Annotated in this window: 19 protein-coding genes; 10 read left to right on the forward strand and 9 right to left on the reverse strand. The window is 34.7% G+C overall.

What is annotated here, in order from left to right; translation table 11 throughout:
- Window positions 1-36: 36 nt before the first annotated feature.
- The 3 genes from OQ292_RS28495 to OQ292_RS28505 form a co-directional block, all read right to left on the reverse strand.
- On the reverse strand, window positions 37-1,290 hold the full coding sequence (locus OQ292_RS28495) for an aminotransferase class V-fold PLP-dependent enzyme (protein ID WP_284687707.1): 1,254 nt from the start codon (window positions 1,288-1,290) through the stop codon (window positions 37-39).
- Window positions 1,291-1,700: 410 nt separating this feature from the next.
- Window positions 1,701-3,608: a heparinase II/III domain-containing protein gene (locus tag OQ292_RS28500; protein WP_284687708.1), complete on the reverse strand. Its 1,908-nt coding sequence runs from the start codon at window positions 3,606-3,608 to the stop codon at window positions 1,701-1,703.
- A 186-nt stretch (window positions 3,609-3,794) separates the two neighbouring features.
- Window positions 3,795-5,399, reverse strand: coding sequence for a GDSL-type esterase/lipase family protein (locus tag OQ292_RS28505; protein WP_284687709.1), 1,605 nt, complete (start codon window positions 5,397-5,399; stop codon window positions 3,795-3,797).
- A 174-nt stretch (window positions 5,400-5,573) separates the two neighbouring features.
- Here OQ292_RS28505 and OQ292_RS28510 point away from each other — a divergent pair, with 174 nt between their 5' ends.
- From OQ292_RS28510 to OQ292_RS28555, 10 genes are all read left to right on the forward strand, one after another.
- Window positions 5,574-6,188 carry a hypothetical protein gene (locus OQ292_RS28510; protein ID WP_284687710.1) on the forward strand — a complete coding sequence of 205 codons (615 nt, stop codon included), beginning with the start codon at window positions 5,574-5,576 and terminating at the stop codon, window positions 6,186-6,188.
- Window positions 6,189-6,218: 30 nt separating this feature from the next.
- A complete protein-coding gene (locus tag OQ292_RS28515) occupies window positions 6,219-8,366 on the forward strand; it encodes a prolyl oligopeptidase family serine peptidase (RefSeq protein WP_284687711.1) in 2,148 nt (715 codons plus the stop codon).
- A 21-nt stretch (window positions 8,367-8,387) separates the two neighbouring features.
- Entirely contained in the window at window positions 8,388-8,939 is a 552-nt protein-coding gene (locus OQ292_RS28520) for a hypothetical protein (RefSeq protein ID WP_284687712.1), read from the forward strand.
- A 173-nt stretch (window positions 8,940-9,112) separates the two neighbouring features.
- Window positions 9,113-9,658 (forward strand): hypothetical protein, encoded by a 546-nt coding sequence (locus OQ292_RS28525; protein ID WP_284687713.1) that lies wholly within the window; start codon window positions 9,113-9,115, stop codon window positions 9,656-9,658.
- Between the two features lie 7 nt (window positions 9,659-9,665).
- A complete protein-coding gene (locus OQ292_RS28530) occupies window positions 9,666-10,391 on the forward strand; it encodes a helix-turn-helix transcriptional regulator (protein ID WP_284687714.1) in 726 nt (241 codons plus the stop codon).
- A 39-nt stretch (window positions 10,392-10,430) separates the two neighbouring features.
- A complete protein-coding gene (locus tag OQ292_RS28535; protein WP_284687715.1) occupies window positions 10,431-10,889 on the forward strand; it encodes a GyrI-like domain-containing protein in 459 nt (152 codons plus the stop codon).
- Window positions 10,890-10,897: 8 nt separating this feature from the next.
- Window positions 10,898-11,266, forward strand: coding sequence for a DUF1801 domain-containing protein (locus OQ292_RS28540; RefSeq protein ID WP_284687716.1), 369 nt, complete (start codon window positions 10,898-10,900; stop codon window positions 11,264-11,266).
- Window positions 11,267-11,326: 60 nt separating this feature from the next.
- Window positions 11,327-12,502 carry a hypothetical protein gene (locus OQ292_RS28545; protein WP_284687717.1) on the forward strand — a complete coding sequence of 392 codons (1,176 nt, stop codon included), beginning with the start codon at window positions 11,327-11,329 and terminating at the stop codon, window positions 12,500-12,502.
- Between the two features lie 394 nt (window positions 12,503-12,896).
- Complete coding sequence (locus OQ292_RS28550) at window positions 12,897-13,607, forward strand: hypothetical protein (RefSeq protein ID WP_284687718.1); 711 nt, start codon at window positions 12,897-12,899, stop codon at window positions 13,605-13,607.
- A gap of 28 nt (window positions 13,608-13,635) precedes the next feature.
- Entirely contained in the window at window positions 13,636-14,274 is a 639-nt protein-coding gene (locus OQ292_RS28555) for a CPBP family intramembrane glutamic endopeptidase (RefSeq protein ID WP_284687719.1), read from the forward strand.
- A 2-nt stretch (window positions 14,275-14,276) separates the two neighbouring features.
- On the opposite strand, the gene OQ292_RS28560 is transcribed toward OQ292_RS28555, so the two are convergent.
- From OQ292_RS28560 to OQ292_RS28585, 6 genes are all read right to left on the reverse strand, one after another.
- Complete coding sequence (locus OQ292_RS28560) at window positions 14,277-14,993, reverse strand: endonuclease/exonuclease/phosphatase family protein (protein WP_284687720.1); 717 nt, start codon at window positions 14,991-14,993, stop codon at window positions 14,277-14,279.
- 151 nt (window positions 14,994-15,144) lie between these two features.
- The gene (locus tag OQ292_RS28565) at window positions 15,145-17,079 is read right to left on the reverse strand and encodes a glycoside hydrolase family 13 protein (protein ID WP_284687721.1); all 1,935 of its coding nucleotides are present in this window, start codon (window positions 17,077-17,079) and stop codon (window positions 15,145-15,147) included.
- Window positions 17,080-17,180: 101 nt separating this feature from the next.
- Entirely contained in the window at window positions 17,181-19,040 is a 1,860-nt protein-coding gene (locus tag OQ292_RS28570) for a cadherin repeat domain-containing protein (protein WP_284687722.1), read from the reverse strand.
- A gap of 30 nt (window positions 19,041-19,070) precedes the next feature.
- Window positions 19,071-20,639 (reverse strand): RagB/SusD family nutrient uptake outer membrane protein, encoded by a 1,569-nt coding sequence (locus tag OQ292_RS28575; protein WP_284687723.1) that lies wholly within the window; start codon window positions 20,637-20,639, stop codon window positions 19,071-19,073.
- Between the two features lie 11 nt (window positions 20,640-20,650).
- The gene (locus OQ292_RS28580; RefSeq protein ID WP_284687724.1) at window positions 20,651-23,656 is read right to left on the reverse strand and encodes a SusC/RagA family TonB-linked outer membrane protein; all 3,006 of its coding nucleotides are present in this window, start codon (window positions 23,654-23,656) and stop codon (window positions 20,651-20,653) included.
- A 310-nt stretch (window positions 23,657-23,966) separates the two neighbouring features.
- Window positions 23,967-26,942, reverse strand: a complete 2,976-nt coding sequence (locus OQ292_RS28585; protein ID WP_284687725.1) for a ligand-binding sensor domain-containing protein — start codon at window positions 26,940-26,942, stop codon at window positions 23,967-23,969.
- Between the last annotated feature and the right edge of the window lie 15 nt (window positions 26,943-26,957).

Consider the following 26,957-nt stretch of genomic DNA (forward strand, 5'->3'; position numbering starts at 1 on the left):
TTTCGAGAAGTGCTTTTGTATGATGCATCAATAATTTTAACTCTCTTTTACCATGGCTAAAAATCGATCTATTTCGTCGATGCTATTGTAGATGTGGGTTGAGATTCTTACTGAGTTTAATCCGCTTTCTGGCACAATTCTAATCCTGAAATTATTCTTTGCAGCCATGCTATTAAACTCTTTAAAGTCCATATTCTTTGGTCTAAAGCCAATCATCGAAATTCTTGATTGATCTTCGGTTGGAGTAAGCATTTCAACTTTATCCTTCATCTCAAGCAAATTACTTTGTAAGTAAGTTGCCATGCCTCTTACTCTTTCTTCCACTTTATCCATCCCGATATCTTGCATAAAGTTAATGCACTCTTCTACCCCAGCATACAAAGCGGCATTTTGAGAACCATAATCGTATCTATGCGCAGTTGGAACATAGCCATTCATTTCTGGCGGATCTGCTTGTAAACTCCAACCAGTATCAGAATAGCCACCCACAAAATAAGCCTGCAAAGTATCTAACAAATCTTCTTTAACATATAGAAATCCAGTACCATTGGGGCCAAGCATCCACTTGTGGCAACTGGTAGCATAGAAATCGCAGCCTATATCTTTCATATCTAAATCAATAGTACCAGAACCATGCGCGCCATCTATCGAAGTAAAAATTCCTTTGGCTTTACCCAAAGCAGAAATCTCTTTTATTGGCATTACCAAACCTGTTGTACAAGTAATATGTGGCACTGCAATTACTCTGGTTTTAGGTGTAATTAAACTTTCTATAATTTCGATATTCTCTTGTGCGGTGCGTGCAGGTTCAAAGGGTTTTAATACAATACCATGCAGTTTGGCTCTGTTTAACCAAGGCAAGGCGTTACCCACATGTTCTTGCTTAGTAATAATTACCTCATCTCCTCTTTTGAGTGGTAAACCCCAAGCAACTACATTAATACCTTCTGTTGTATTATGTGTTAATGAAATTTCTTCTGGCTTTACCTTTACAAATTCGGCAACCTTCTTCCTAACACTCTTTGTATTTCCATACTCACCAGTTTCATTAAAATAACTCAGTTGCTCCTTTATAACATCGAGCACCCTGTAAGGCGAAGGACCAAACGTTCCATTATTAAAATATGCTCTTTTATGCGAAAGGGGAAATGCATTACGGACTCCCTGCCAAAATGCTTCTTCATTATCTGTTTGTAAAAAATTCTTCCTTTTTGCAGTAACATCCATTGCCCACAATGTTCCCGTAACCCCTAAAGAGAGGCTTCTTACAAAGTTTCTTCTTGAAGTCATTGTTCAATTTTGTAATGTAAATAAGCTAAAAAACTCTTCTAAGAGAGTATATGTATTATGTTAATTAAACACTGTTTCAATGCTGTTATTGGAATGTTACATGGTTCAATCCCCATGTTTGAATGTTGTTAATGCATTGCTCAAAATTTTACAGAACCAGCTAAACGAATATAATTTGTAGAAATAGCAAGTAGATAATCTTGCTAAATAGTATCTATCAAATTTAACTATTTTTGAAAGAATATAAAATATATAGTGTTTCTATTACAAATTACTCAAATTTTTTAACTTTTGATGATCAATTAGTTAATTGGAAGCAGCTTGTTAAGTTAATCACCATAATTAATATTAGATTAACTTGTTCAATAGTAAATTGAGCTGTAGTTATTAGTGAATCAACGAATAATCTTTTATTTCAAGCCTTCCAATTTAATTTGAATTTTAGCAGAGTCTCCGCTAAATGCTGATTTCTTAAATTCTACTTCTAAGCGTTTTAAGCCCGGAATATTCATATCGTATTCTAAAGGTGGTGGCGAAAGCGACACTACTTTTAGCTTATATGCTTCACTGTTTTGTACTTTTATGGCTAGTTTATGTCCGCCTATTTTTAATTCAAAACCATCTTTTATCTCTTTTACATCTGCCTCGGTCATCATTTGCCAAGTAAATGCTTTAGTTGATGGCGAAAACTTTATTTCATCTGTTACATCAATCTCTTTCTCCGAAATTTTTTGAAAGGTTCTTTTCGATTCCTCTACATTATCTCCAAACACATTCTTAAGATCAAAACTGAAAGAAGGTTTCGGGCCATCAAGCTCATTTTCTATTAAAAAGCTTCTGGCATCTGCAATATGCTTTTCTCCATTTACAGTAAGTGTGCTATGCCCAAAATTACTTTTAGATAGCAATGTCCATCGTGTAGAATTTTGAGCCGAACTCCACAAACCTTCGTTGCCAATGGTCGATTCTAATTCGTAGTAACTCTGCATGCCCAAGTCTACCGACCAGCGTATTTTTTGCCATTCGAGAATAAAGCTACCAGCATCCATATTACCATGGTTATCTGCTGCTCTTCCTGCTTTTGCTGCCAGATACATTCCAGTTTCATTTTCTGGTCTTAATATGCCAATAGGATTATCTCCCAAACCCACCCAAGCCAATGGGAGCTGGTTTTTATTGGTCGATGCCTCCGATTCTGACACCGACTTATTTTCGAGATTTCCATCAGCTTCTACCTGAAACAAAAAATATAGCGCAGCAAATCTGTCATTTTCTGTAGCTAAAATATCTTCGCTATTTAACAGGTTTTCTAAATCTGCCTTATCGTATTTAATGGCATCTCTGTTGGCAAACCAACTTAGCAGACCCAGATGCGACATACTGTGAAAACCACCTTTTCTAGCATCGAAAAAGTTAAAATATTCACCAGAAGGACCAGCCGTCATTATAGTATACATAGCACTTTCCATCACTCCCTCGGTATTGGTAAGGTTAAAGTTGGTATGTACAGTTGATTCAAATGAAGAAATGATCATGGCAAGATAGCTCGTTGCATACATCCAGTATGACGGCCCTTCCGGATAAATACCATCTGGAGCATAAGGAGTAAGTCCTAATGGGATTTTTTCTACTGCTCTGTTTAATATATATGATGCAATTTCAGGTTCTTCTTCAAAAATAGCCAAAGCTCCCATTGACAAACCTGCATGGCAAACCAAATTCCAATTGTGATGGACATCTACCCACCAATTCTGCCCTGATACAGCCAAGCCGGGCTTTAATCCATTTTCTACAATCGCATTTACTGCCAATTTCTTTGTTTCAGGTTTAAGGTCTTCTCCACACCAGTCAATCGCTAAAGCCACTGCAACAGTCATTTCTGCTACATCTAAAAAATGAGATGGATTCCAGTCTGAAAAACTACACACAGCTTTTACTTCTTCTTCTAGCTTTTTAAGATATTTATCTTCTTGGTCTATATTATAAACCAGTGCCAAGATGGAAATTCTCTTAATTGCCATTCTCGACACTGATAAAAGTCTTTTACCTGTTTTTTTATATGTTAGTGGTGGTTCTTCGAGAATTCTCTCGGCTTGTTGTTTTAAGTATTGATAGTATTTCTGGTACAAAGGATCATTAGAAATTTTCTCCTTTATTTGATTTTCAAGTGCTGGATTTAGAATCAATCGGGGATGTTCCGTTACCATGTTTTTTGTAAGCCACTCCTCTGTAACTGTTGCGTTTCTTTGAGCTTGACTTACAGATATATTTGCTTGCCATAGTAGGTAGATTGTACAAACTATGATCAGTTTTTTCATTTTCATCTTATTGCAATAGAGGTAAATTTTAAACAGATTATACTGTTTTGACTTGATACAAGTTACCAATAAATTGGTTCGTAGAAAACAGGTTTTGGATGGCTCTGATTTACTGCTTACCGAAAGTTGATAATGAGCTACCAGAGTATTTATATAAAGATTTTCATTTGGGAATAAATCGATTTTTTAATCCTTTAATCCACTCATTTTAGAGATTCCCTGAGCAATTTTAAAGGCAATAATTTGATAAGCAGGTATATCGAAATGCACACCATCTGGCGAATAAGGTAATAAAACTTCTTCCATATTAGTATGTACATCCACCACATCAAGCTTTTCATTTTGAGCTACTTTTTTAAATTCCAAGACCAGTTTATCTAGTCGATTTGCAGCGCCTTCATATTTTTCTATCAACTGTTTATCTGCACCATAAGGTGGTGGGAGTATCATTAAAATCTGCGGAGTTTTGTAACTGTACTTATGCGTTTTGATTTCTTTAATTAATTGACGCATATTTTTCACCACCTCTTTTTGCTGGTTTTCAAAAACCTTTTTACAATCATTCGTGCCGAGCATTACCAAAACCAGATCGATGTAACCCACTTTATCTTCAGCATCTGTTAGAAAACCTTCCAAATTTTTTAAAGTGTTTAAGTCTGCCCTGCCTAAATTATCAAAACCAATGGTATTACCCGAAACTGAATAATTGCTGATCTTATCTTTTGCTCTCAGCTTTTGCAATTGAGTTACCCATCCATTTTCAAAAGCTCCATTAGAATCTCCTATGGCAACAATATGCAGGTGTTTTATATGATCAAAAGCAGCTTCTACCAACATCTCATGTTTACCTTCAAAAACTGTTAACCTAACAGGACCCGTGTTTTTCTGAAAATGCACTTTTCTACCTCCAATCGTCCTATTGGGTGCATTACTAAAAGACCTTTTAGATAGTAGCTCTATAATTTCCTCATTGGTTACTTTTCTGTCTTCTCTAAACTTCCAATCATCCATTAATTTGTTATAGAAATTGATGGTTTGAGTAATTGGCACCGAACCTTCGTAACCATCGTGAATTCCGGTATAAAGATATAGCCGAGTATCTTTCCTTAAATCGAGGGGTACTTTCATGTAGAGAGGTGAGCGTTTTCTCAGGTCTTCCACATCAATGGAATCTTTGGGAGTTTGCGTAACTTTTTCAAGATCACTAGCATATTTTAAACCTCTGCTTTTTGTCTCGTAATACCAATCTTCTAAATTGCTAATTGGCACCCAAGCTGAAAATGTTTTAATCGGATGCCTACTTTTCATATAAGCTAAAATTGTCGCCATTCCTCCCCCACTTACACCAATAACATGAATTTCAGTTGGATCTACTGAAGTATTTTTAAGCGCATAGCTAATGGCATCATCAATATCTTGTATCACTTTTTCGCTACCGCAGGCATCTGGTGAAGAGTTATTTCCTCTAAAATCTGGGTGGATGTAATTCCATCCATAAGTCATGATTTGCCCAACCAGTGGATCGAATTGGCTGTAATCACCACTCCAAGTATGTAAACTGATAATTAAAGGCTGAGGGCCATCCAATCGGCTTTTATAAAAATAGGCTTTTTGCTGGTGATCGTCTATGGTGGAAGGCATTGTCACTTCTTGAAAAACCTTTGGCCAGCCTTTATTATCTGTATCGTCCCAAAAAACAGATTGAGCCTGAATGGTAGAGCTAAATAAAGTGAAGAGTAGCAGTAAGAATAAGTTTTTTGATGGTTTTGAAAAGTTGTTTGTTGTATCCATTTTTCATATCTCGATTTAGCTTAAAGCTATAAAATTTGCTGCATTTCATTAGCTTTTGTTTACAAATTAAGCGCCTATAATTTAGCTTATTTCAATAATAAACCACCACCAAATTGAGTATATATATAGGAATAGTGCTATGTTTATGTTGAAATATTACAATCACTTATAGGAATGTTTGAAGAACTTTATGGACAAATAAGCGAATTCATAAATACCTATAAAGTTGAGATATTATGGGGGTCAATATTTATTTTCTTTATAAGATATCTTAGAGCGTTTTTAGATGATAATCCCGAAAAGTATTTTAAAAAAACAGAAAAAGGTGAAAAGTTTCTAATCATTCAACCCAGAAAGAAATGGAAACAGATAGATTGGTCTAACATATTTTTAATATTCGTAAGTATCCTCATAGCTTTCGCATCATTTTTTGAAAAGAATGTAAATGAATCATTATATGCGCTAGGCTTAGTTTTTAATCTATTTATCAATCTATTCTTAATTAAAATGGATATGGATGTAGAAATACAACTGGATAAAATAAAGCTGAATGGTAAAAAGATTAAAAAGGGGGAAATACAATCCATCGAGGTTTGGGATGACTTAATAACTGTACACCTCTTATCTAATAAACAGAAAGATTTTGAGTTGAATTTTAGTAGAAAAAATTTCGACATAGTGGCAAAAATGGTCACCGCTCTCAAAAAATTTTGCCAGATAAATACAATCCCCTTCATGGATGATTTTGAGTATGACATCGAAAAGAATTATATCATAACTAGAAATTAATAGACTAATAAACAACAACCAACAACTATAATGAAAATACAATTACTGCTAGCAAGCTTATTAATCGGGCATTTTGCTTTTGCACAAAAAGCCTATCAATACCCAATTGCTCCTAAAGACGCTACAACTGATACATACTTTAATGAGTCGATTGAAGACCCATACCAATGGATGGAAAATCCGACTGACCCTAGGCTGGAAGAATGGCTGAATGCTCAAAAAAGTATTACAAAAAAGCAAAGTAGCAAAAACACAAGAATCCGTGAGCTACAACTCCAATTTAGCTCTATGTACCATGATGTAAGAAGAGAAAGCACTAAACAATTTAAGAAAGAAGAAACCTTAGCTAAGTATGAATTCGAAGATTCTGAAACGGATATAAATAAATTACCTGACCTTTTATATAAACTGAGCGGTAAAGGTAATTTTAAAATGTTGGCAAAAGCCAATTGGTTTAAAAAGGCTAAAAGCGATCATGTAATTTTCTATTCTAAACACATTAATGAGAAGGAGGATTTAGCTTTGGTTAATGTATCTATTAATGGGAGCGACTGGCTAACCGGTTATATATTCGATTTAAAAACTGGTGAAATGCTTCCTGATACGATTAAATATATTAGAAAATTTTCTGATTTTGCTTGGCATGGCAAAACCATATATTACGATGCTTTTAATCCACCGGCAAAAGGTAGAGAATTACTAGATGTTGCCACTGGGCAAAAACTATATAAATATACCATTAATAGCTCAGCAGAAGCTGAAATTGTTTATCAAAATCCAGATCAAAGTGGTAGAAATTATTTTGGTTTCAAGCAGTTCAAGAATAAGCTTTTCTTATTTCACTTTATAAAAACTAAGACTCAATTATATAATGCCATCTCTGTTGCTGATTTAGAAAGCGATTCATTTTTTCCAAAAAACTTTCTTACTTACCCTAATGAAAAAGGTGTTCATTTGAATGTAGATCATGTTTCGAACGATTCTGTTTTTATTAAAACTACATGGAATGCACCAAATGGTAAAGTACTTTTAGCCAATATTAATGAACCTAATAAACTATCTGAACTCATTCCAGAGTACGATATTCCTTTACAATACATCAACAAATTAGGAAAAAATATAGCCGCAGTATATCTACAAAACGGACAAAATATTGCCTTAATTTTTAATCGTAAGGGAGAACTACTTAAAAAGATAGATTTTCCAAAAGGCAAAAAGGTAAAATATTTATACGAACTAAATGAAAATGCCAAACAAACTAGTTTCAGCATTACGTCTTTCTACCATCCAGAATTAGTGTATCAAATATCTCTAGAAGATTTAAATTTTTGGCCTGTCGAAACCCTTTCTGTTCCCTACAACCCAGATGATTTAGAAACTCGATTGATCAATTATAAATCTAAAGATGGTACAGAAATTCCCATGTACATTACCTGCTTAAAAGAGACTAAATTAAATGGTAAAAACCCTGTATTAATACATGGATATGGTGGCTATGGAATTACAGTAGAGCCTGATTTTGATTATCAAAACGGACTTTTTTTGCTGCATGGTGGTATACTGGCTGTTCCAAATGTAAGAGGCGGTGGAGCTAATGGAAGCGAGTGGGCTCTAGCCGGTCGCGGATTAAACAAGCAAAATACGATTGACGATTTTGTGGCTGCTGCAGAATATCTCATTAATGAAAAATATACCAACCCCGATAAAATTTGTATTACTGGTGGTTCACATGGAGGCATGTTAATAGGAGCAGCAATTACACAAAGACCAGAGTTGTTTAAAGCGGCCATTGCAGAAGCTGGAGCTTTAGATATGCTTCGATTAAATAAATACACAGCGGGATTTGTAAGCACTAATATCAATGAGTTTGGAGATATAAATAAGCAAGATGAGTATCTCAATTTAAAGAGTTATTCTCCTTTACATCAAATTAAAAAAGGAGTAAAATATCCGAATTTATTATTAATTACAGGTGATAGTGACGACCGCGTACCTCCACACCATTCTTATAAGTTTTTGGCTACTTTACAAGAATTGGGCGATCCAACAGGCTTAGCCCATATATATGTATTGCCTGGTGCAGGTCATGGCGGTGCATTAACTCAAGAAGATTGGGAGAGCCATATCTTGTATAAATACTTCTTCATCTTAGACCAGTTAGGGATAGATTATTATTAACCTATTCTATAATTTAACTGCATGAATCTTGAAGAACTAGGATACACACAAAAATGGATTGAATATAAAATTCTAGATGAAAAGAATTTCACATCTCAACTAGCTGATTACCAAAATGGAAGAGATGAAAATACTGAACATTACCGGTATGCTACTTTAAGAAATTGGATAGAGAATAAGATTAATTTTTCAAATTATGAGATTAATAACTTTCTTGAAATTATTACTGCTGAACCAGATATTTCCATGGCTGGTTCAGCAGTAAAACTCCTTTATTTATCTTCAAAAATCTCAGAAGAGCAATCCAGAATTATTGAGAAAAAATTTAAGTTGTTTGGTGAATGGGCAGTTAAGCTTATCGATCGTGAGGCAATTAATAGAAGGCTTCTTCAAGAAGAATTAACTCATGATTTATTTATTAAAACAATTGAATTCGGTGATCATAATCTCATAAGATTAATGATCTACAGAACTAATAATATTGCTTTTTTGAATGAATTAAATAGCAATATTTATAGCAAGAAGATCAGAAATTTAGCTTCTGAAAAATTGAAAAAGTTAAATCTTAATTAGCCTAGGGTGAGGCGTGTTATTTAAAAATGATGAAAATGTATTAGTACTTTCAATAGAACGTCAATTCAACTAATTAAAACCTATAATATAATTGCTTTCATCTGTCTTTTGGTTGCTGACATTGCAATTCCTTTTGTTTTAACTACTTTTATTATTGCTATACAGAATAAGAAATGAAATTTTATCTCTCACTCTTTCTATTCATAAGTTTAATATCATGTAATAATAGGAAAGAACTGAAAACCAATCTTTTTGAAACTAACCCAAATACAACTGTAGAAGATCTAACCAGTTGGGGTTTTGAGGTAACAACTATAGATTGTGGCTTTTGCTCATACAAAAAAGATTTATCTGAAAGTGTTACTATGAATTTTCTTTTTACATTCGACGATGATTGTTTTAATACCCACGGTCAGACTATTAAAATTAGATTAGATACACTTTTGCAACAAGTAAGTGACGAAGACTTCTTAAATAGTGATATTGATAAATGCTATGCGCTAAATCGTATTGAGTTTGAAAAGGATAGTTTAAAAATTATTGATATTTTAAAATCCTATAACGGAATTAAAGTATCAAATGCAAAAAGACTTGGAAGCTCTGAAAGTTTAATTTTTGACATCAACACAATAGATTCTGATAGTACTATTGAGTGTACTTATTATGCATATCCTTTCACACAAAAAGTTATTTCAGTAGAGCAATATTGGCATAAATAAATTCAAAATGGCAGAAGATAAACCCAGACTGGCAAGGCTAACGGCAATTATTACCCAATTGCAATCGAAAAGGCTATTAACTGCCAGAGAAATTTCTGAAAAGCATAAGATAAGTATCAGAACGGTTTATCGAGATATAAGAACCCTAGAGCAATCTGGTATTCCCATAGTAACAGAAGAAGGCAAAGGTTATTCATTAATGGCAGGTTACAAGCTACCTCCAGTAATGTTTACCGAAGACGAAGCCCATGCCCTCATTACAGCAGAGCAGTTAATTCTTAAAAACAAAGATCAGTCGTTGGCAGAGCAATATCAAAATGCAGTTACGAAGGTAAAATCTGTGTTGAGGTTTAATCAACAAACCAAGGCAGAATTAATTTCACAGCGCTTGCAGGTTAGAAATAATGAAGCCAATGAGAAAACTAGTAATTATCTTATAAAGCTACAATCTACCATTGCCAATAACCTGATTGTAAAAATCAATTACCTTTCTTTAGAAAATCAGCAAAACGAAAGACTTATAGAACCCTTTGCCTTATACACCACACAAGATAATTGGATACTCATTGCCTTTTGTTTGAAGAGAAACGACTTTAGAGCTTTTAGGCTAGATAGAATTCAAAATTTGCAGATCACCAATCAGCATTTTGAACCTCACAAAATCACCTTGCAAGAATACTTAGATCAGTGTCGCGAAAAATACAAACCCACCCCTGACATACCTTTGACATAAGGTCAATTTATGTTTGCTGTGAAACTAAAAATTTAAATCATGCAAAACGTAAAAATTGAACCTTTCAACCTCATTGGAATTGCTGTAAAAACTACGAATGAAAATAATTTGGCAACCCAAGAAATTGCGGAGCTATGGCAAAAATTTATGGGTGAAAGTCTGCTGCACAAAATCCCGAATAAGGTAGACAATACCATTTATTCACTTTATACAGAATACGAAGGCGACCATACTCAGCCCTATACCGCTGTTTTAGGTTGCAAAGTGGATAATCTGGAAGAAGTACCAGAAGGAATGGTAGGCAAAAATTTCGAAGGTGGAAATTATGTAAAACTATCAGCAAAAGGTGATCTTAGTAAAGGCTTAATCGTAAATGAATGGGCTAAAATATGGCAGATGGATTTAGACCGAGCTTTTACTGCCGATTTTGAGGTTTTTGGCGAAAAAGCACAAAATCCCAACAATGCCGAAGTAGATTTCTTAATTGCTATCAAATAGATTTTAACATGACTCAAGATTTAGACAGCTACTATCTTAACAAAGAAGAACCTAACAAAAGTTGTTTATTGGCTTTAAGAAGCATTATTCTTAAACAAGACGAAAACATTACTGAAACGCGGAAGTGGGGCATGCCCTGCTTCTGCTATAAAAAGAAGATGTTTTGCTATTTGTGGACAGATAAAAAAACGGATGAACCTTATATCTTAATGGTAGAAGGCAAGCATTTAAAACACCCAAAACTCGAACAAGGAACCCGCTCTCGAATGAAAATATTTAGAGTAAATGCCCAAGAAGATTTACCCATTAAAACCATTAACTCAATTCTTACCGATGCCCTAAATCTTTATAAAAATGGCATTGTTAAGGTGAAGTGAAGATATATGGAAAATACTTAATTTCGTGCGAAATTTAGTATTTTACAGATTTTTATATCAATGAGTCAATACAAATTATTCCAATTATTGATAGTTTTTACAATCATATCTTCTTGTTCAGGTCCCACTTTAAATGGGCACTATCATTTAATATGGAACGATAGTAGCCTACAATTTCAAACTTGGAATATCAAAGATAATGTCATGGTTATCAATGATGATCCTTGGTCAGATAATCATGATTTTTTGGGTTCCTTAATTGAATTTGAAGATGATTCTATTGGATTTGTATGGGTTGATTCTTACTGTAAATATCAATACAGAATTGATGACAACGGAACAGTAATTATGAAAGATGATATTCATACTTTATTACTAGTACCACATAATGATTGTCAAACTTCAAAATCTTACTTAGATAATAAGTTCAATGATTTTTACGATTCTTTACCACTTAATTATAGTTTAGTAGAAACATATACTGAATTTCCAAAGAATTATGAAAATGAACTGCTAATTGGGCTAGATAGCTTAACTCCAGTATTAATGTTCAATAATAATAATCTAAGTTTTCGAAATGATGGCACTTGGGGACTTCCTGAAAAAAAAGGACAAACTGTTTGGACATATATTAATAAGAATATACCTATTCAAACTATTATACCCATTATCTATGAGTTACATTCAAAAGGATATAAAATTGAATATGCAATTATTCAAGAAAGTGAAAATTATGAGCAAATCTCTTTGACAGATAGGTCTATTGTAGCTTTTTCTAAAGCTGATACTCATTACGACATTAGTTACTGTGAAAATTGTTTAGAATACAGAGACAGCCAAATAGATTCTATTATTAAAGTTGATATGATATCAGACTCCCAATTTATTTTAAATAATGATACAACCGATTTATTTTCAATTGAATATTATATCAAAAAATATATAATAAAAAATAGAACAACTAGATTAAATTCTGAAATACAAATCTTAATTGATGGTAATATCTCATTTGAGTCTTACTTAGAATTAATGGGTACTTTATCATACATACATATGGCTATTACAAAAGTTACTAATTATTATGGTAAAAATGATCCAGATGCTGAATGGATTTTAAAAAATCAATCTGATCGCAATTATCATATCATTGAGAATGAATTTCCTTTAAGAGTCAAAGAAAAAATTAATATAGAATTATCCCCAACCGCTAAAAATTTAGTTCCTCAACAAAAATGAATCTCAACTACCTATGTTTATTAGATGAAGCATCTTATTAAACAGTAGTAATTTGGAATTTCATATAAGACTTGGACTCGCAGAAGATATTGAGCAAAAGCAGCAAGTTACTTCAAAAAGTAAGATTTGCACAAGAGATCAAATTGCAATTCGCTTCGAATATATTATAAGTAATCTATCCAGAAAGCTTACAGTTTTCTTGAAAAATCAATACAGAAATGAATTTGATAGAGTATTCTCAACTGTATCTAAGCAAAACTTTAATTTGGAAAAGCATTTAAAAAAATGGATAGTGTGTTGTAGGAGAAAACGGCGATTTATATTATTTTTTTCTAAAAATATAAACCTATTTACCACTTAATACCAAAATTTCTTTTAATCTATATCACTGAGAATGTCTTATATTAAAGTATCATTACTAGATAGAATTAACTTTTTATTTATTGATCAAACATTTATAACAGGCTTAATATTTTTTGTAGTTGGTTCAACTATTCTATATACCACAAACCCAGATATTGATTTAAATAGTTTTCATTTCTGGATGAATAAAACTAATAAGACTGAGACAAAAATCAAGAAGGTAAAGTACACAGACAACACTGATATTTATTATTATGATTTTGAAGCTAATGGAGAAACATATTTGGGTAATTCCACAGCATCAGGATACTTATATGATGCTGATGATAAAGTTACAATAGAATATGCCATAGATAATCCAAACATATCAAGAATTGATGTAGTAAACCATTCGAGTTTTGACTTTACTATAGTAATTATACTCATATTTCCCATTATCGGATTAGTCTCTATCGGCAATACATTTAAGCAAATGTTTAGTGTCGTTTCTATATTAAAAAACTTCTCGCAAACAGATGCAGTATTCGTTGATATGGAAGCAACTTCTATAAAAATAAATGATAATCCTATATATAAAATAAAATACTCCTATACTGTTGATCACACACGATACCAGAATACTACTAAATCATTAAACCCAGATAAATTTGATGGAAATGAAGTATTACTCTATTCTAAAAGCAAACCTGAAAAATCTGTTCTATTAAAAAAATTACCTGAATCTTTACAGAGAAAAGTTTAATATTACACAAACATTTTTAACCAGCTAAGTGAATTTAACTAAACAACAAACAGTATTACTATCTCCATTTTTAATAATTACTATCAATTTTGTAAATGCCTTTCTCTTTGGGCAAATCATTGGGAAATGGGCATTTATTCCGATAATATTAATAGAATGGGTGCTTTTTCTTTATTTGGTAATTAGATATGCCGGTAAAGAAACAATCAAAAATTGGTTAGCAAAACCCAAAAACTCTTTCGCTTGGAATCTGCTAGCTTTATTTATTGGCTTGCTTCCACTCCCTTTATTTATATTTCACCACGATACACTTAGTACTTGGCAGGTATGGCTACCTTGGATTTTATTGGCACTAATCAACCCATGGTTAGAAGAATTTTATTGGCGGGGTTTGCTAGTTGAATACACACAAAACTGGAAAAAATGGCAAAGTATAATTTTTACAAGTGCTGTGTTCTCGCTTAATCATATGGTTTTTGGAGTGAACTCTGAGCTAAACAGCGGATTTACTACTGTAATTTCTACATTTATTATGGGACTTGTCTGGAGTTTGGTTTTTATAAAAACAAAGAGTTTAAGATGGATAATTTTCGCTCACTTTCTTGTCGATTTTTTCAATCTATCCGCAGCTTCGTTTTTAGATTTATATGAAAAAGGAGGATGGTAAAATTAAAGCTTGTAGTCAAGCTCACAAACCATTGGTAAATGATCGCTAATAGTTATCCATTTGCTGAATTCACCTACACTTAGTGAAATCAATTTCTCTCTAAAACCTTGACTAGCCAGTATATAATCTATATGGTAGGCTTTCTCTCGTTTTCTATGAAGAAAATAAGTGGGCATGGTTTCTTCTCCTTGTTTTTCCTGATAAAACTGGTGGTATAAACTTTCAATTACTGCATCACTTAAAATCGTTAATACATCGGAGTGATTCCACCATCTATCCCAAACATCCCATCTGGAATTGCTGTTCAAATCTCCAGCAATTATTGTTTTGTCTAGTTTGTCTTTGTTCACTTGAAGGTATTTCCAAACTTGACCGATGTAACCGAAAGTTGGAGATTTATTTTGATGTGCCCAAACTGCCAATAAATCAAAATCATGATTGATTGAAACTGGTAAAAAATATTTTACTCTGTGATTCTCATACTCTTCTGGCCAGTTTAATGATGTTAGCTGAATTCCATTTCTTGCAAAAACTCCTAACCCTTTGTGTTTTAAATCACCAATCCATAAATAGTTAGAAGCCCAAGTTTTGTAAGCTGTATCACGCGTTTGTTCCGGATTTTCACATTCTTGAATAATGTAAATATCCGCATCTAACTCTGCTATATTTTTATATTTATTTCTGAAGGCTCCATTACAATTCCATGTTACAATCTTCATATCTAAATATAAAAAAAGAAAGAACAGCTTAGGAAACCGTTCTTTCATTAATTGTTATGAAAGTGAGCAAAATGAAAAATACCTGTAAATAATTCCCATCTCCTCTACGTCACTTTCGACAACTTACTACTTGTATATGCATTTTGAATCTTTAAATTCCTGAGTCAGATATTTCTAAAATCAATGGTGAATTTGCTGGAACTGTTAGCTTGTCTTTCAATTCCAGTTTTTCCCCAGTGAAAATATCTTTCCCTATCATATCTTTTGGTAAAATCTCATTAAATCGATCTAATGAAAGTGCTACATCTTCTTCGTTTTTGCTTAGCGCAATCATTACTTTTTCATTATCTGTATATCTGAAATAGACATACACCCCTTCTTTTGGTGCATAATGGATGAGTTTTCCATTATCAAACACATCATTATTTTTTCTCCAATTCAAGAGTTTTTTTACAAATTGCTGTGCTTCCTTCTGTTGTTCTGTAAGTCCTTTTTCAGTAAAGCCATTAACAGTATCATTCTCCCAACCACCTGGAAAATCTGCTCTAATTACTCCATGATCATTTCTAACATCATTGGTAATTAAAATCTCAGTACCATAGTAAATTTGAGGAATTCCGCGTGTGGTGAGCACGTAAGTCATACCCAGTTTAAACAAGTCGAAATCTTCGTTTACTTGGGTGAAAAATCTATCCATATCGTGGTTATCTGGGAAAACCACCAAGTTCGAAGGATCAGCATAGATAAAATCGTTGGCAAGCATTTCATAAATTCTTGCCATTCCGCTAAAGTCAGACTCATCGCTGTTTAAACCATCGACCAAGGCACTTTGTAGAGGGAAATCAAACAAAGCTGGCAAGCAAGAAGTATAACCATTGGCATTAACTTTTCCTTTTTGCCAATGCGCCACTAATCCCGGATTCAAGCTCCACTCCTCTCCCACAATATTCAAATTCGGGTATTCATCCATTACAGCACAAGTCCAATCTCGCATAAAATCTTTATCTGGATAAGAATAAGTATCCATTCTAATGCCGTTGAGGTCGGCATACTCTATCCACCAAATTGTATTCTGTATCAGGTATTTAGCCATATAAGGATTGCGCTGATTCAGGTCTGGCATTGTTGGTACAAACCAACCATCAGAAAATTCTTTTTGGTCTATTTTAGCACTGTAAGGGTCTTGTATAATGGTTCTCTTATGCGTTGTTTGTTTAAAGTTTTTCTGTAGCGCCTCTTTCTGATAATTTACCCAATCGCTAAAAGGTAGGTCATTCATCCACCAATGTAGTGAACCGCAGTGGTTCATAATCATATCATTTACAATCTTAATCCCTTTCTCCTTACACTTTTTGCTCAACTCCACATACATATCATTATCTCCGTAGCGATCGTCTACTTTGTAGAAATCAGTGATGGCATAACCATGATAAGAATAACTTTCCATGTTATTTTCTAACACAGGGTTTAACCAAAGTGCAGTAAAACCCATATCGGCAATGTAATCCAGATGCTCTAATACACCGGCAATATCTCCACCGTGTCTGCCTCCTATAAACTCTCTGTTTGGCCCTTCTAGGTAACCTTTCACTTCATCGTTTTCTGTATTACCATTGGCAAAACGGTCTGGTGTGATTAAGTAAATTACATCTGTGTTATCAAAACCCTGCTTTGTATCTCCTTTAGCAGTTCTTTCTAGTATTTGGTAGGGATATGAAAAAGCTACTTTGTTTCCTTTAGAAAAATCGATATTGAAACTAGCTGTAGTTACCGTTGGTGCAATACTCAAATCGATAAATAAATAGTTAGGGCTTTCTGCTTTGTGTATGGAATCCAGTGTAATTCCTTTCTGATTGATGGAAGGTGTGTAGTCGGCAATTTTATCACCATGTACTATCAATTGCACAATGTTATTTTTCATTCCAGACCACCAATTCGGAGGTTCTACTCGTAACTCTTTTTGCTCAGTAATTTGTTGATTTGATGCTTTTACATCAACAGATGACTTTATTGAAGCCGTTTGCCCATAACTCAACTGAAAAAAAAGACAAAATGCCAGTAATAGAAATTGTTTCCTTAATTTCATATTTATAAGATTTCCGGATGTTATATAAATCTGCTTTTGGCAGATGTAAGATACTTCTCAAGAAAAGAAAAGCAGGTAACCGTAGCTACCTGCTCCTATTATTATTGGAGATCGAAAGAATATTCTCCAGTATTTAGATTAAAAGTAACTACGTAAGTACCTGCTGTAACAGGAATATTTGTGCCATTGGCTTCGGCAACTCCACTTGGGAAATCACCTGCTCCCCAGTTGTAAGTCCAATCGTCATTTGCTCTGAACTTAGCCTCACCTTCTGTTAAATCCATTGTTGCAGAAACTACTGCCGGATTAGCAGCATCTACAATGCTTAGATTTGTATCTGCATCCCAACCAGAAGCAGTAGCTGAACCTATAATGCCAATAGAAACTTCGGTAAAGGCATATTCACCAGAAGTTGGATTGAAAGTTACCAGATAGATACCCGCTGTTACTGGAATATTATCACCACCAGCAGTGGCAACACCACTTGGAAAATCTCCAGCTCCCCAGTTATCATCCCATGCATCGTTTGCTCTAAATTTCGCTTCGCCATCTGTTAAAGCTAGCACTACTGAGAATGTACCATCTTCATTTTTTTGCATATCGGTATCTGCATCCCAACTCCCCGGAGTGGCTGAACCAATAATTCCGATGTCTACTGTAGCAGGCTCAAAGCTATATTCACCAGTTTCTGGGCTAAAAGTAATTTCGTAAGTACCTGCAGTTACAAGAATATTTGCTCCACCAGCAGTCGCTATTCCACTAGGGAAATCAGCTGCCCCCCAGTTTACATCCCAAGCATCATTGGCTCTAAATTTCGCTTCACCATCAACCAATTCTAAAGTCACAGAGAAAGTACCATCGCCATTATCTTGCATGTCTGTATCAGCATCCCAACCACCCGGAGTAGCTGAACCGATAATACCAATTGAAGGAAATCTTAAGAAGTTGAATTGATATTCGAGTGTTTTATCGTTGAAAACTACTTCGTAGAAACCACTGTTTGCATCATCAGCTAAAGTGATTGGAGAACCGTACAATTCCGCAACGCCATCCACTTCGTTATCCCCATAGTTTTTACCATCAAAGTTAGGGCCTTCAGAGAATTTAAGAATATCACCAGCACCTAATTCCACTTCAGCCAAAATCCAAAGGTTATCTTCTACTTGTGCAAATGCATATTCATCTGATCCTTGGAAATCGTTGATGCTACCTACCAAATACAAACTAGTTACATTCTGAGCAAAAGTTACCGCAGGCTCAAATGTGATAGTTAAATTATTATCGTTGAAAACCACATTGTATAAACCTGTTGGGCTACTTGCAGAATTAGCACCACCGCCAGTCGTATTTTCTACTATGCCATCACCATCAGGGTCTGCCCAGTCTTGATCGCACCAGTCTGCACAGTTTTTCAATTTCCATTCTCCACCATCTAAAGTTACTTCTGATAAAGTCCAAGTATTTGGCCCTGTCAACTCGAATTCAGATGAACCCCAACTATTAAAAGAACCTGCCATGTACATTTCTTCATAATTGGCAGCATAAGGCAAACTGCTAATCTCAAAGGTTCCATCGTAAGAAGTAATTTGACCTTTTACGTCTGTTGCAGTAGCAGATAATTGATAGAAACCTAATTCTAATGATGCTGCATCAAAATCTGAAGCCGATAACACCAATGAATCTGCTATGCCAGATAATGATTTAGAGATGGATGCTATCTCATTCCCATCGTTATCCATCAATTTAAGCGTACCTTCTGCCAATGGAGAAACTGTACCATCAACAAATTTGGCAACAATATCGAAATCGCCTTTCACTACTTTATTTCCATCACTGGGAGTAATTTCTAAAATACCGGGAGCAAAGTCTGTTAGTGCGTCTATATCTAACTCATCCTCACTACAAGAAAACACGCCTACTAGCAGCAGAAAGGATAGTAATATGTTATAATTGATTTTCATATTTGTTTTCATTTTCCTGATGATGAATAATTAATAACCCTCATTTTGTTCAAGATTCGGATTCGCCAACAACTCAGAAGACGGAATTGGCAACAACTCTCTAAATTCTTCACTTGCCTGACCCTCTTTGGTTTCCTTTTTCCAAGGCCAAACCATAGAAGTGTATTCTCCAAATCTAATCAAGTCTGTTCTTCTGTGACCTTCCCAGTAAAGCTCTCTGGCTCTTTCATCAAGAATGAAATCGAGTGTTAAATTATCTGCGCTTACAGTACCCGCAGCAGTAGTATACGATCTATCTCTCAACTCATTGATGTAAGACAATGCTTGAGATTGATCGCCACCAGCACCACCTCTCAATACTGCTTCTGCATACATTAAATAAGCATCTGCTAACCTGAACATTGGGTAGTCTGTATCTGGGTGAGTTAAGTCTGAGCCCACTAAACCTTCCGCATCTACATTTTTAAATTTTGGAATCGCATAGCCATCAGTAAAACTGAACTGATCATCTATTTCTAATGACTGACCTTCTGTGTAGAACATGGCTCTAGTGTCTAGCGAACCAGTTACATCAGAGAATAGGTTTACAAAGGTTTTGGTTGTTCTTAAACCAGCCCAACCACCATCAATTCCATAAGTAGCAGGGTCCATATCACCACCAACTGGTGCGTGAACTAGGTATGTCATACCCCCCCAAGTAATGGTTCTTTCTCCATCAAAAGGAATTGAAAAGATGATTTCGCCAGAGTTGTGGTTATCTGCTAAAAAGTTACTTCCATAACTTTCCTCTAAAGCATAAGCACCTGAAGAAATAATTTTATTAGTTGCAGTAATAGCTTCTGTATATTTTTGCTGACCTGAGTAAACCTCCGCATTTAAATACAATTTAGCTTGTAACATCCACAAAGCACCTCTATCTGCACGACCATATTCGTTTTGACCGGCAGCTACCATATCTTCTTCAATTGCTTGTAATTCTTCATCTAAGAAATTGAAAACTGTAGCTCTATCTGCTTGTTGCGGTGCATCTGACCCAATTTCAGTTTCTTCCGTGTAGAATGGAATGCTACCAAACAAGTCGATACCATGCCAGTAGCTCAAAGCTCTTAAAAATCTGGCTTCAGCACGATATTCTTGAATTAAAGCGCGCGTCTCATCACTTACACCTCTTTCATCTAGTTTGTTTTCTGTAGTTTCTCTTAAGAACTCATTCGCCATAGAAACCTGAAAGAAAATTCTGTAATAAGTGGCTGTAATAAACTGGTTAGCAGAGGTCCAAGTATGTGCATTTAGATCGTCGAGACCTTCGTCGCCCCAAGTAATTACTGCTTCTTCGGTTGTTAATTCCTGAATCTGCCAGTACTGTCTTAAATAATTAGAAAATCCTTCGTCTATACCTTTAATGTCGGCATCGCCTGCTGGTCCTAACTGGCCAGTAACAGCCAAACCTGCATACACTTTTGCAATAAAAGCAGTATAAGAAGACTCATCGTTAAACACTACTGCTGAAGTAGCTGAACTTTTTGGCTCAATATCTAGGTCTGTACACGCAGCCATTGAAATGAGCAAAGTGATTATTGGAAATATAATTTTTTTCATTTTCATCTTGATTATAAGCTGATGTTAACACCTAAAATAAATGTGCGAGAGCGAGGGTAAAGGTTATTGTCTATTCCGTTGTTTGACTCAGGATCAAGGCCAGAATAGTCAGTTAGCACAAACAGGTTTTGTACAGTGCCGTACAATCTCATTTGTACATTTTTTAACTGCTTTGCAGTATAACCCAAGGTGATGTTATCCATTCTTAAGAATGAAGCATCTTCCACATAATAATCAGAGAAGTATTGTGGTGATGTGAATCCTGTTTGCAGCGCAGAAGTATGAATATTATTCGGGATAATCTCAGTGATTACTCTATTGTAATATCCATTGTTTGAAGCCACATTATTGTATGCATAATTTCCTAAGCTACCTCTCATGGTAAAGCTAAAATCGAAATTTTTATAGTACATACCTGAGGTTAAACCAAACAATAAATTTGGTGCTGGGCTCTTGTAAGGACGCTTGTCATTATCGTTTACCAGCTCATCGCCATTGATGTTTTGGTACATATCTGCCAGGTTGATCGTTCCATCTCCGTTGTGGTCTACACCATCTACTAAAGGATCTCCATTTTCATCCAAAATATGATCGTACACATAGAAAGCATTTACTGCTTCTCCTACTCTTAAAATCTGAATGTTATTACCAACACCACCAGAAATACCACCAGTTGTATAACCTTCGAAATTAGGATCGTTGATTTGATCTAGCGCTTTAATCTCGTTTTTGTTATGAGAGAAGTTAACTGCTAAATTCCAATCGAAATTAGGTTTGTCGATCACCACACCATCTAAGCTCAACTCTACACCATTGTTTTGTACTTCACCGATGTTGGTAAGAATGATGTTGGTCAGGTTAGCTCCGGCAGCTACAGATACATCAAATAAAAGGTCTTTTGTATTTTTTTGATAGTACTCGATCGCACCAGTTAATCTGCCTTCAAAGAAACCGAAGTCTAGACCGGCATTTAAAGAAGATGTTTCTTCCCATTTCAAACCTGCATCGTAACCATTAGGTCTTAAAGTGGTCACATACTGGTCACCAAATTGGTAAGAGGTCATTGCATCACCTTGCGTATAGGTAGCTAAGTAGCGATAGTTTCCGATGTCTTGGTTACCAGTAATACCATAACCCACTCTTAATTTTAAGTTAGAGAATACTTTGGTAAGTGGCTCAGCAAATGGTTCGTCTAAGATTCTCCAAGCTAATGCTGCTGATGGGAAAATACCCCAACGATCTGACTCACCAAATCTAGATGAACCGTCTCTTCTAACAGTTAAAGTTAAAAGGTAGCGATCCATAAAAGAATAATTTACACGACCGAAAAATGAGATTAATCTGTTTTCCTGAATACTTGTAGTAGCTGTAAATTCAGTTGCAGGGCTTGTGCTATTTAAGCCGAAAATATCTGTATCTAAATCCCATGCTCTAAAACTTGGAAACTCATTTACGAAATCTTGGTAAGAATAACCTAAGGTTACATCAAAATCACTATTGATGTTTTCTAAGTTTTTCTTGTAGTTAAGATAAGCATCTAACAAGAGGTTTTGCCTTTTGTAATCTTCTCTTCTCAATTCCCCATTGGTAGAAGACTGACCTCTTAAAGTAGAAGGTTGGAAACGCTCTCTTTCACCGTTTGTAATGTCATAACCTAAATTCAATTTAGCACTTAAGCCTTCTAAGAATGGCATTTTGTAGCTAAATTCCATGTTTCCGATACTTCTGAAAGCTTCACCAAAATCTTGTGTTTGGTCTATGGTAGAAACTGGGTTATCTGGTGCAAGGTCGTTATCGTATTCAAAATATCCACCCCATTGAGAGTTTTCATCATAAACTGCTTGAGTAGGATCAAATACATAAGCAGAACCAACTACGTTTGGTGCAAATCTATCTTTAGTTAGAGATGTCTTTAAGTTTGTGTTGATTGTTAAAGCATCATTCAATAAAGAGTGATTGTAGTTTAATGAAAAACTTGTACGCTGTGTGTTAGATGTTTTTAAGATACCATCTTGATCCATATGACCTACTGAAACTCTGTAACCCATATTTTCGCCACCGCCAGTAATACTTAAGTTATGGTTTTGACCAACTGCTGTTTGTAAAATCTCATCGAACCAATTGGTATCGGCATCTCCTAAAACTGAAAGTCTAGATGGCGATTTTGCAGTCACTACGTTTCTAAACTGTTCTGCATTTAATACATCAATGCTAGATGATAATTGACCTACTGAAACGTAACCATCATAAGTTACTGATGTTTTGCTTCCTGCACTTCCTCTCTTAGTAGTGATGATAATTACACCATTCGCCCCTCTAGAACCATAAATGGCAGTTGCTGAAGCATCTTTTAAAACTGTGAAAGTTTCAATATCTGAAGGGTTTAAGAAGTTAAGCGGGTTTCTACCACTGGAAAAACCTCCCGGATTATGAGGTGAGTTATCTATCGGCACACCATCAATTACATACAATGGCTCATTACTCGCATTAATTGATGTACCACCTCTAATTTTAATAGATGTTTGTCCACCTGGCTCACCACTGTTGCTAGTGATTTGCACACCGGCTACTTTACCAGTAATTAATTGGTCTGGCGAAACGATTGCACCTTTATTAAAATCCTTTGCGTCCACCGCTTGCACTACACCAGTTACATCGCCTTTCTCTTGTTGGCCGTAACCGATTACCAATACTTCACTAAGTTCTGTTGGATTTACTTCTAAGGCAATGTTAATTGTGGTTTGAGTTCCCACTTCGATTTCTACAGGTAAATAACCTATATAAGAAAATATTAGGGTGGCTCCTTCTTCTACTGTGAGTGAATAGTTGCCTTCAAAATCTGTGATTCCTCCACGTGAAGTTCCTTTTTCTTGGATAGAAACTCCGGGTAGTCCTAAGTTGTCTGTGGCATCAGTTACTTTTCCACTAATCGTTACTGTTGATTGCGCAATAAGATTTGAAGAAAAGATTATAGCAATTAGAAAACTGCTAAAGCAGGTAATTAATCCTCTTTTCATATTTACAGGTTTTATTATTATTAAAATTTGCTCGTTGAGGCGATGTTAGTAAGAAAAAATGGGGATTCACAAAGAAGAATGGTTACAATTAGTTAGCATTTTTATCACAATAGTGTAAAAAACTAACATCACTTTAATGTGCTTTTAGGAGCGCACAGAAGCATTGTACTCGGTTGCAGTAATTATTTAAAAAAGAGGTAAGTATTTGTAACTTATTGATTATCAGAGATTACAAATGGTTAACATCAAATTTTAAGCTAAAAGGGAAAATATATTTTTTAATTGACAAGACCCCTTTTTATCACATCTGTTAAATAGCCATGATAAATTCTGTTAAACTCTGGTTGTTTTGGAGCTCTAATTTCTTTCTTAATCTGAATCTAGAGATTTTTACACTCTCAGTAGAAATTCCTAAAATAGAGGCACATTCTGTAAGCGAAAGGTTTAAACGAATGAGGGCACAATGCCTCAATTCATTAGAGGTTAAGTTGGGATGGCTAATAGATAACTTTGAATAAAAATTGGTATGAACTTGTTCAAAGTAGAGTTTAAAATCTTCCCAATCTTTTTCGAGATGCAAACTGTTATCTATATACTTTTTAATCTTTTTCAACTCTTCAAAAGGATCACCTTTGGCATCATCAATCAACACTTCGATTTTTTTAGCCAGTTCTTCAAGCAGCTCACTTTTTTGCAGAATGTTTAAAGTATGAGATGTTAACTGTTTGTTCCTGTATTCAAGCTCGTCTTCTAGTTGTTTTTCTTTAGATTCTCTAAACTTAAGTTCTGCATGTGTAAGTGCATGTTGTGTTTCGTAAAGCGAATTGTTCTTGGCTAAAAGTTCGTCTTTCTGATCTATAATCTTCTGCTGCTTATCTATCAGCTCATTTTTTTGTTGATTTAGCTCTTCTGTTCGCTCACTTACAATGGATTCAAGTCTAGTTTTTTGGTTAATTACCTGTCGGTTACTCCACCTGTTAAACCAAACAGCTAATACTCCCAAAAACAAAATAGCCAAGGTAATTACCCACCATCTTGTATACCAAGCAGATTCTATAATTACCGTTATTATTAATGCATCACTCCAGTAATATCCAGCCTCTTTCTTTGCCTTTACACTTAATTCATATTCACCTGGTTCTAAATTATAGATAGAATACAAGTTTTGATTACTTTGTGTAGTAATAGCTGTATCATTCCCCACTAAACTATATTGATATACTAATTGAGAAGTTGGATAGTTTGGTGTGAAAAAGTTTAACTCTAAACTACCATTATAAGGGAGAGAAAATTTAGCTGTCTCATTTTCTGCAAAACCAGAAATACTTTGCATTATATTATTAATACCTGCATTTTGTAAAAGAGGTTTAATGGTCTGTCTGGAAAGAAAATCTGGTTTGGCAATAAAACTCAATCCCTTTTCTGTACCAATCCAAAGTTTCTGGGTGTAATCGAAAACCAAACTTCTCTCTTTTATAATTTTAGATGGCAAACCTTGAGTTCGGTCGTAAAAAGTAACTGTATTATCTTTCTCCAATCTGATAAGTCCATAATTATTTGCCAACCAGATAATACCTTCTTGAGAAATAGCAATTGCTTTGGCTTCTACATCTGTAAAATTATCAGTTTCAACTCTTTGGGTTGTTAGATGCTCACCAAGTGAATATTTTTTATCCTTGTTAAATTTAGTAAAATATAGGCCTTTGTTGGTTGCCAGATACATTTTATCGCCTAAAAAACCAATGTCGTTAATGGTTAATTCTTCAATCTTCTTTTCAGAATCATCTACTAACATTAAGCTGTCGAAACTATCTGTAACTGCATTGTATTTAAATATGGTTGATGGAATTTTACCCGCAGTAAAAACATCGCCTTGCAAGTTTTCCCTAATTACAACACATTGTTTTAATGCGGATTGAGCGCTATAATATTTCTTTTCGTCTCCTGTATATCGCATTACTCCAACATTAGGATTACCACAAGCCCAAACATTGCCTTTACTATCAATCAGCATACTTTCAATACCCAAACCACCTTTTTCTACTTGCTCAGTTAATTCAATTCTACTTGTATTAATGTCAATTTTATGAACTCTTCCGTCAAAATCGCCAATCCAGATAATGTTGTCTTTTTTGAGTGCTTTTCTAATAAAAAAGTTATTTGTTCTGTAAGTAAAGTTTAGCTGTAATCCAACTTTTGTTTGATCTAGCAAATAGATGTTTTTTTCTTCAGCGACAACTAGTTGGTTATTATCGCTTACATCTAGCGATTGTATCAGATTTTTGTGCCCGTTAATGGCAGTGCTCGAAAAAGGAATATTTTCGAGGAAACTAATATTTTCATTTCCGGCAATCCAGACTCCGGCATTATCGAGAAAAATATCTACCACATCTGGATGCGGAATATCCTCTACTGTTTCTATTTGATAAGTACCTTCGTTTTCTTTCATTATTAGAAAACCATTGTTCCAAGTGCCAATCAAGATTTTTCCTTCTATCTCTTTCATTACAGAAATATCTCTGAGTGAATCAGAGATTTTTTGCACAGAAGTAATTTCCTGCTGGCGAGTGATATCTACTTTGTAAAGTCCTTTGGTTGTACCTAAAAGAATAGTATTATAGCCAACACAAACCAAGCTATTTACATTAGCCGCATCAATATTGATTTCTTTTAATAAAAATGATTTTGTTCCACGATTGTAAGCATACAATCTCCCATTGTATGATACTGCCCAAAGGTTTCCGTAGGTATCTTCATCAAATACGAAAGTTCGTAAAAGGCTGGGAATTGCATTTTCTCCTTCTAATTCATGCTTAATTTTCTCCCCTTTGGTAACTTCGGTTATGCCATCAAACTCACCTACAAACAAACTACCTGAAAGGGTTTCATAAACAGATTTGGGGTAATGGAGTTCAAAATTGAAATAGGGTGCAAAAGTTACGGTATCTTCATTGATAAATACTTGCTCTAAACCATGATCGTGCAACACCAAAAAATCTCCATTTTTGCGAGTAATGAATGCTTTGGCAAATTCTGAAATGAATTTATTTTTATAGGTAACTGTCTCTTTACCATTAAATTTAGTAAGTCCTTCGTCTGAAGCTATCCAAATGTAACCATATTTATCTTTTGTAATAGCTTTAAATAAGCCTTCAGATTTTATTAAATCGAAGCTATAAAAGTTATACGGAGTAGAAGTAAGTTGTCCAAACACAGTCTGTTCCATCCCAACAATCGAAAACAGACATCCGAAAACTATATATATACAAGCACGCCTTAAAATCATTCATCGAAATTAGTT

Origin of the sequence: Chondrinema litorale (genome assembly GCF_026250525.1) — a bacterium.
GTDB classification, from domain to species: Bacteria; Bacteroidota; Bacteroidia; order Cytophagales; family Flammeovirgaceae; genus Chondrinema; species Chondrinema litorale.

Coding starts and splice junctions, on each gene's coding strand:
- OQ292_RS28575 (WP_284687723.1), bottom strand. CDS start 20,639: ATGAAAAAAATTATATTTCCAATAATCACTTTGCTCATTTCAATGGCT.
- OQ292_RS28580 (WP_284687724.1), bottom strand. CDS start 23,656: ATGAAAAGAGGATTAATTACCTGCTTTAGCAGTTTTCTAATTGCTATA.
- OQ292_RS28520 (WP_284687712.1), top strand. CDS start 8,388: ATGAATCTTGAAGAACTAGGATACACACAAAAATGGATTGAATATAAA.
- OQ292_RS28510 (WP_284687710.1), top strand. CDS start 5,574: ATGTTTGAAGAACTTTATGGACAAATAAGCGAATTCATAAATACCTAT.
- OQ292_RS28535 (WP_284687715.1), top strand. CDS start 10,431: ATGCAAAACGTAAAAATTGAACCTTTCAACCTCATTGGAATTGCTGTA.
- OQ292_RS28505 (WP_284687709.1), bottom strand. CDS start 5,399: ATGGATACAACAAACAACTTTTCAAAACCATCAAAAAACTTATTCTTA.
- OQ292_RS28515 (WP_284687711.1), top strand. CDS start 6,219: ATGAAAATACAATTACTGCTAGCAAGCTTATTAATCGGGCATTTTGCT.
- OQ292_RS28565 (WP_284687721.1), bottom strand. CDS start 17,079: ATGAAATTAAGGAAACAATTTCTATTACTGGCATTTTGTCTTTTTTTT.
- OQ292_RS28585 (WP_284687725.1), bottom strand. CDS start 26,942: ATGATTTTAAGGCGTGCTTGTATATATATAGTTTTCGGATGTCTGTTT.
- OQ292_RS28550 (WP_284687718.1), top strand. CDS start 12,897: ATGTCTTATATTAAAGTATCATTACTAGATAGAATTAACTTTTTATTT.
- OQ292_RS28540 (WP_284687716.1), top strand. CDS start 10,898: ATGACTCAAGATTTAGACAGCTACTATCTTAACAAAGAAGAACCTAAC.
- OQ292_RS28545 (WP_284687717.1), top strand. CDS start 11,327: ATGAGTCAATACAAATTATTCCAATTATTGATAGTTTTTACAATCATA.
- OQ292_RS28570 (WP_284687722.1), bottom strand. CDS start 19,040: ATGAAAATCAATTATAACATATTACTATCCTTTCTGCTGCTAGTAGGC.
- OQ292_RS28560 (WP_284687720.1), bottom strand. CDS start 14,993: ATGAAGATTGTAACATGGAATTGTAATGGAGCCTTCAGAAATAAATAT.
- OQ292_RS28495 (WP_284687707.1), bottom strand. CDS start 1,290: ATGACTTCAAGAAGAAACTTTGTAAGAAGCCTCTCTTTAGGGGTTACG.
- OQ292_RS28525 (WP_284687713.1), top strand. CDS start 9,113: ATGAAATTTTATCTCTCACTCTTTCTATTCATAAGTTTAATATCATGT.
- OQ292_RS28530 (WP_284687714.1), top strand. CDS start 9,666: ATGGCAGAAGATAAACCCAGACTGGCAAGGCTAACGGCAATTATTACC.
- OQ292_RS28500 (WP_284687708.1), bottom strand. CDS start 3,608: ATGAAAAAACTGATCATAGTTTGTACAATCTACCTACTATGGCAAGCA.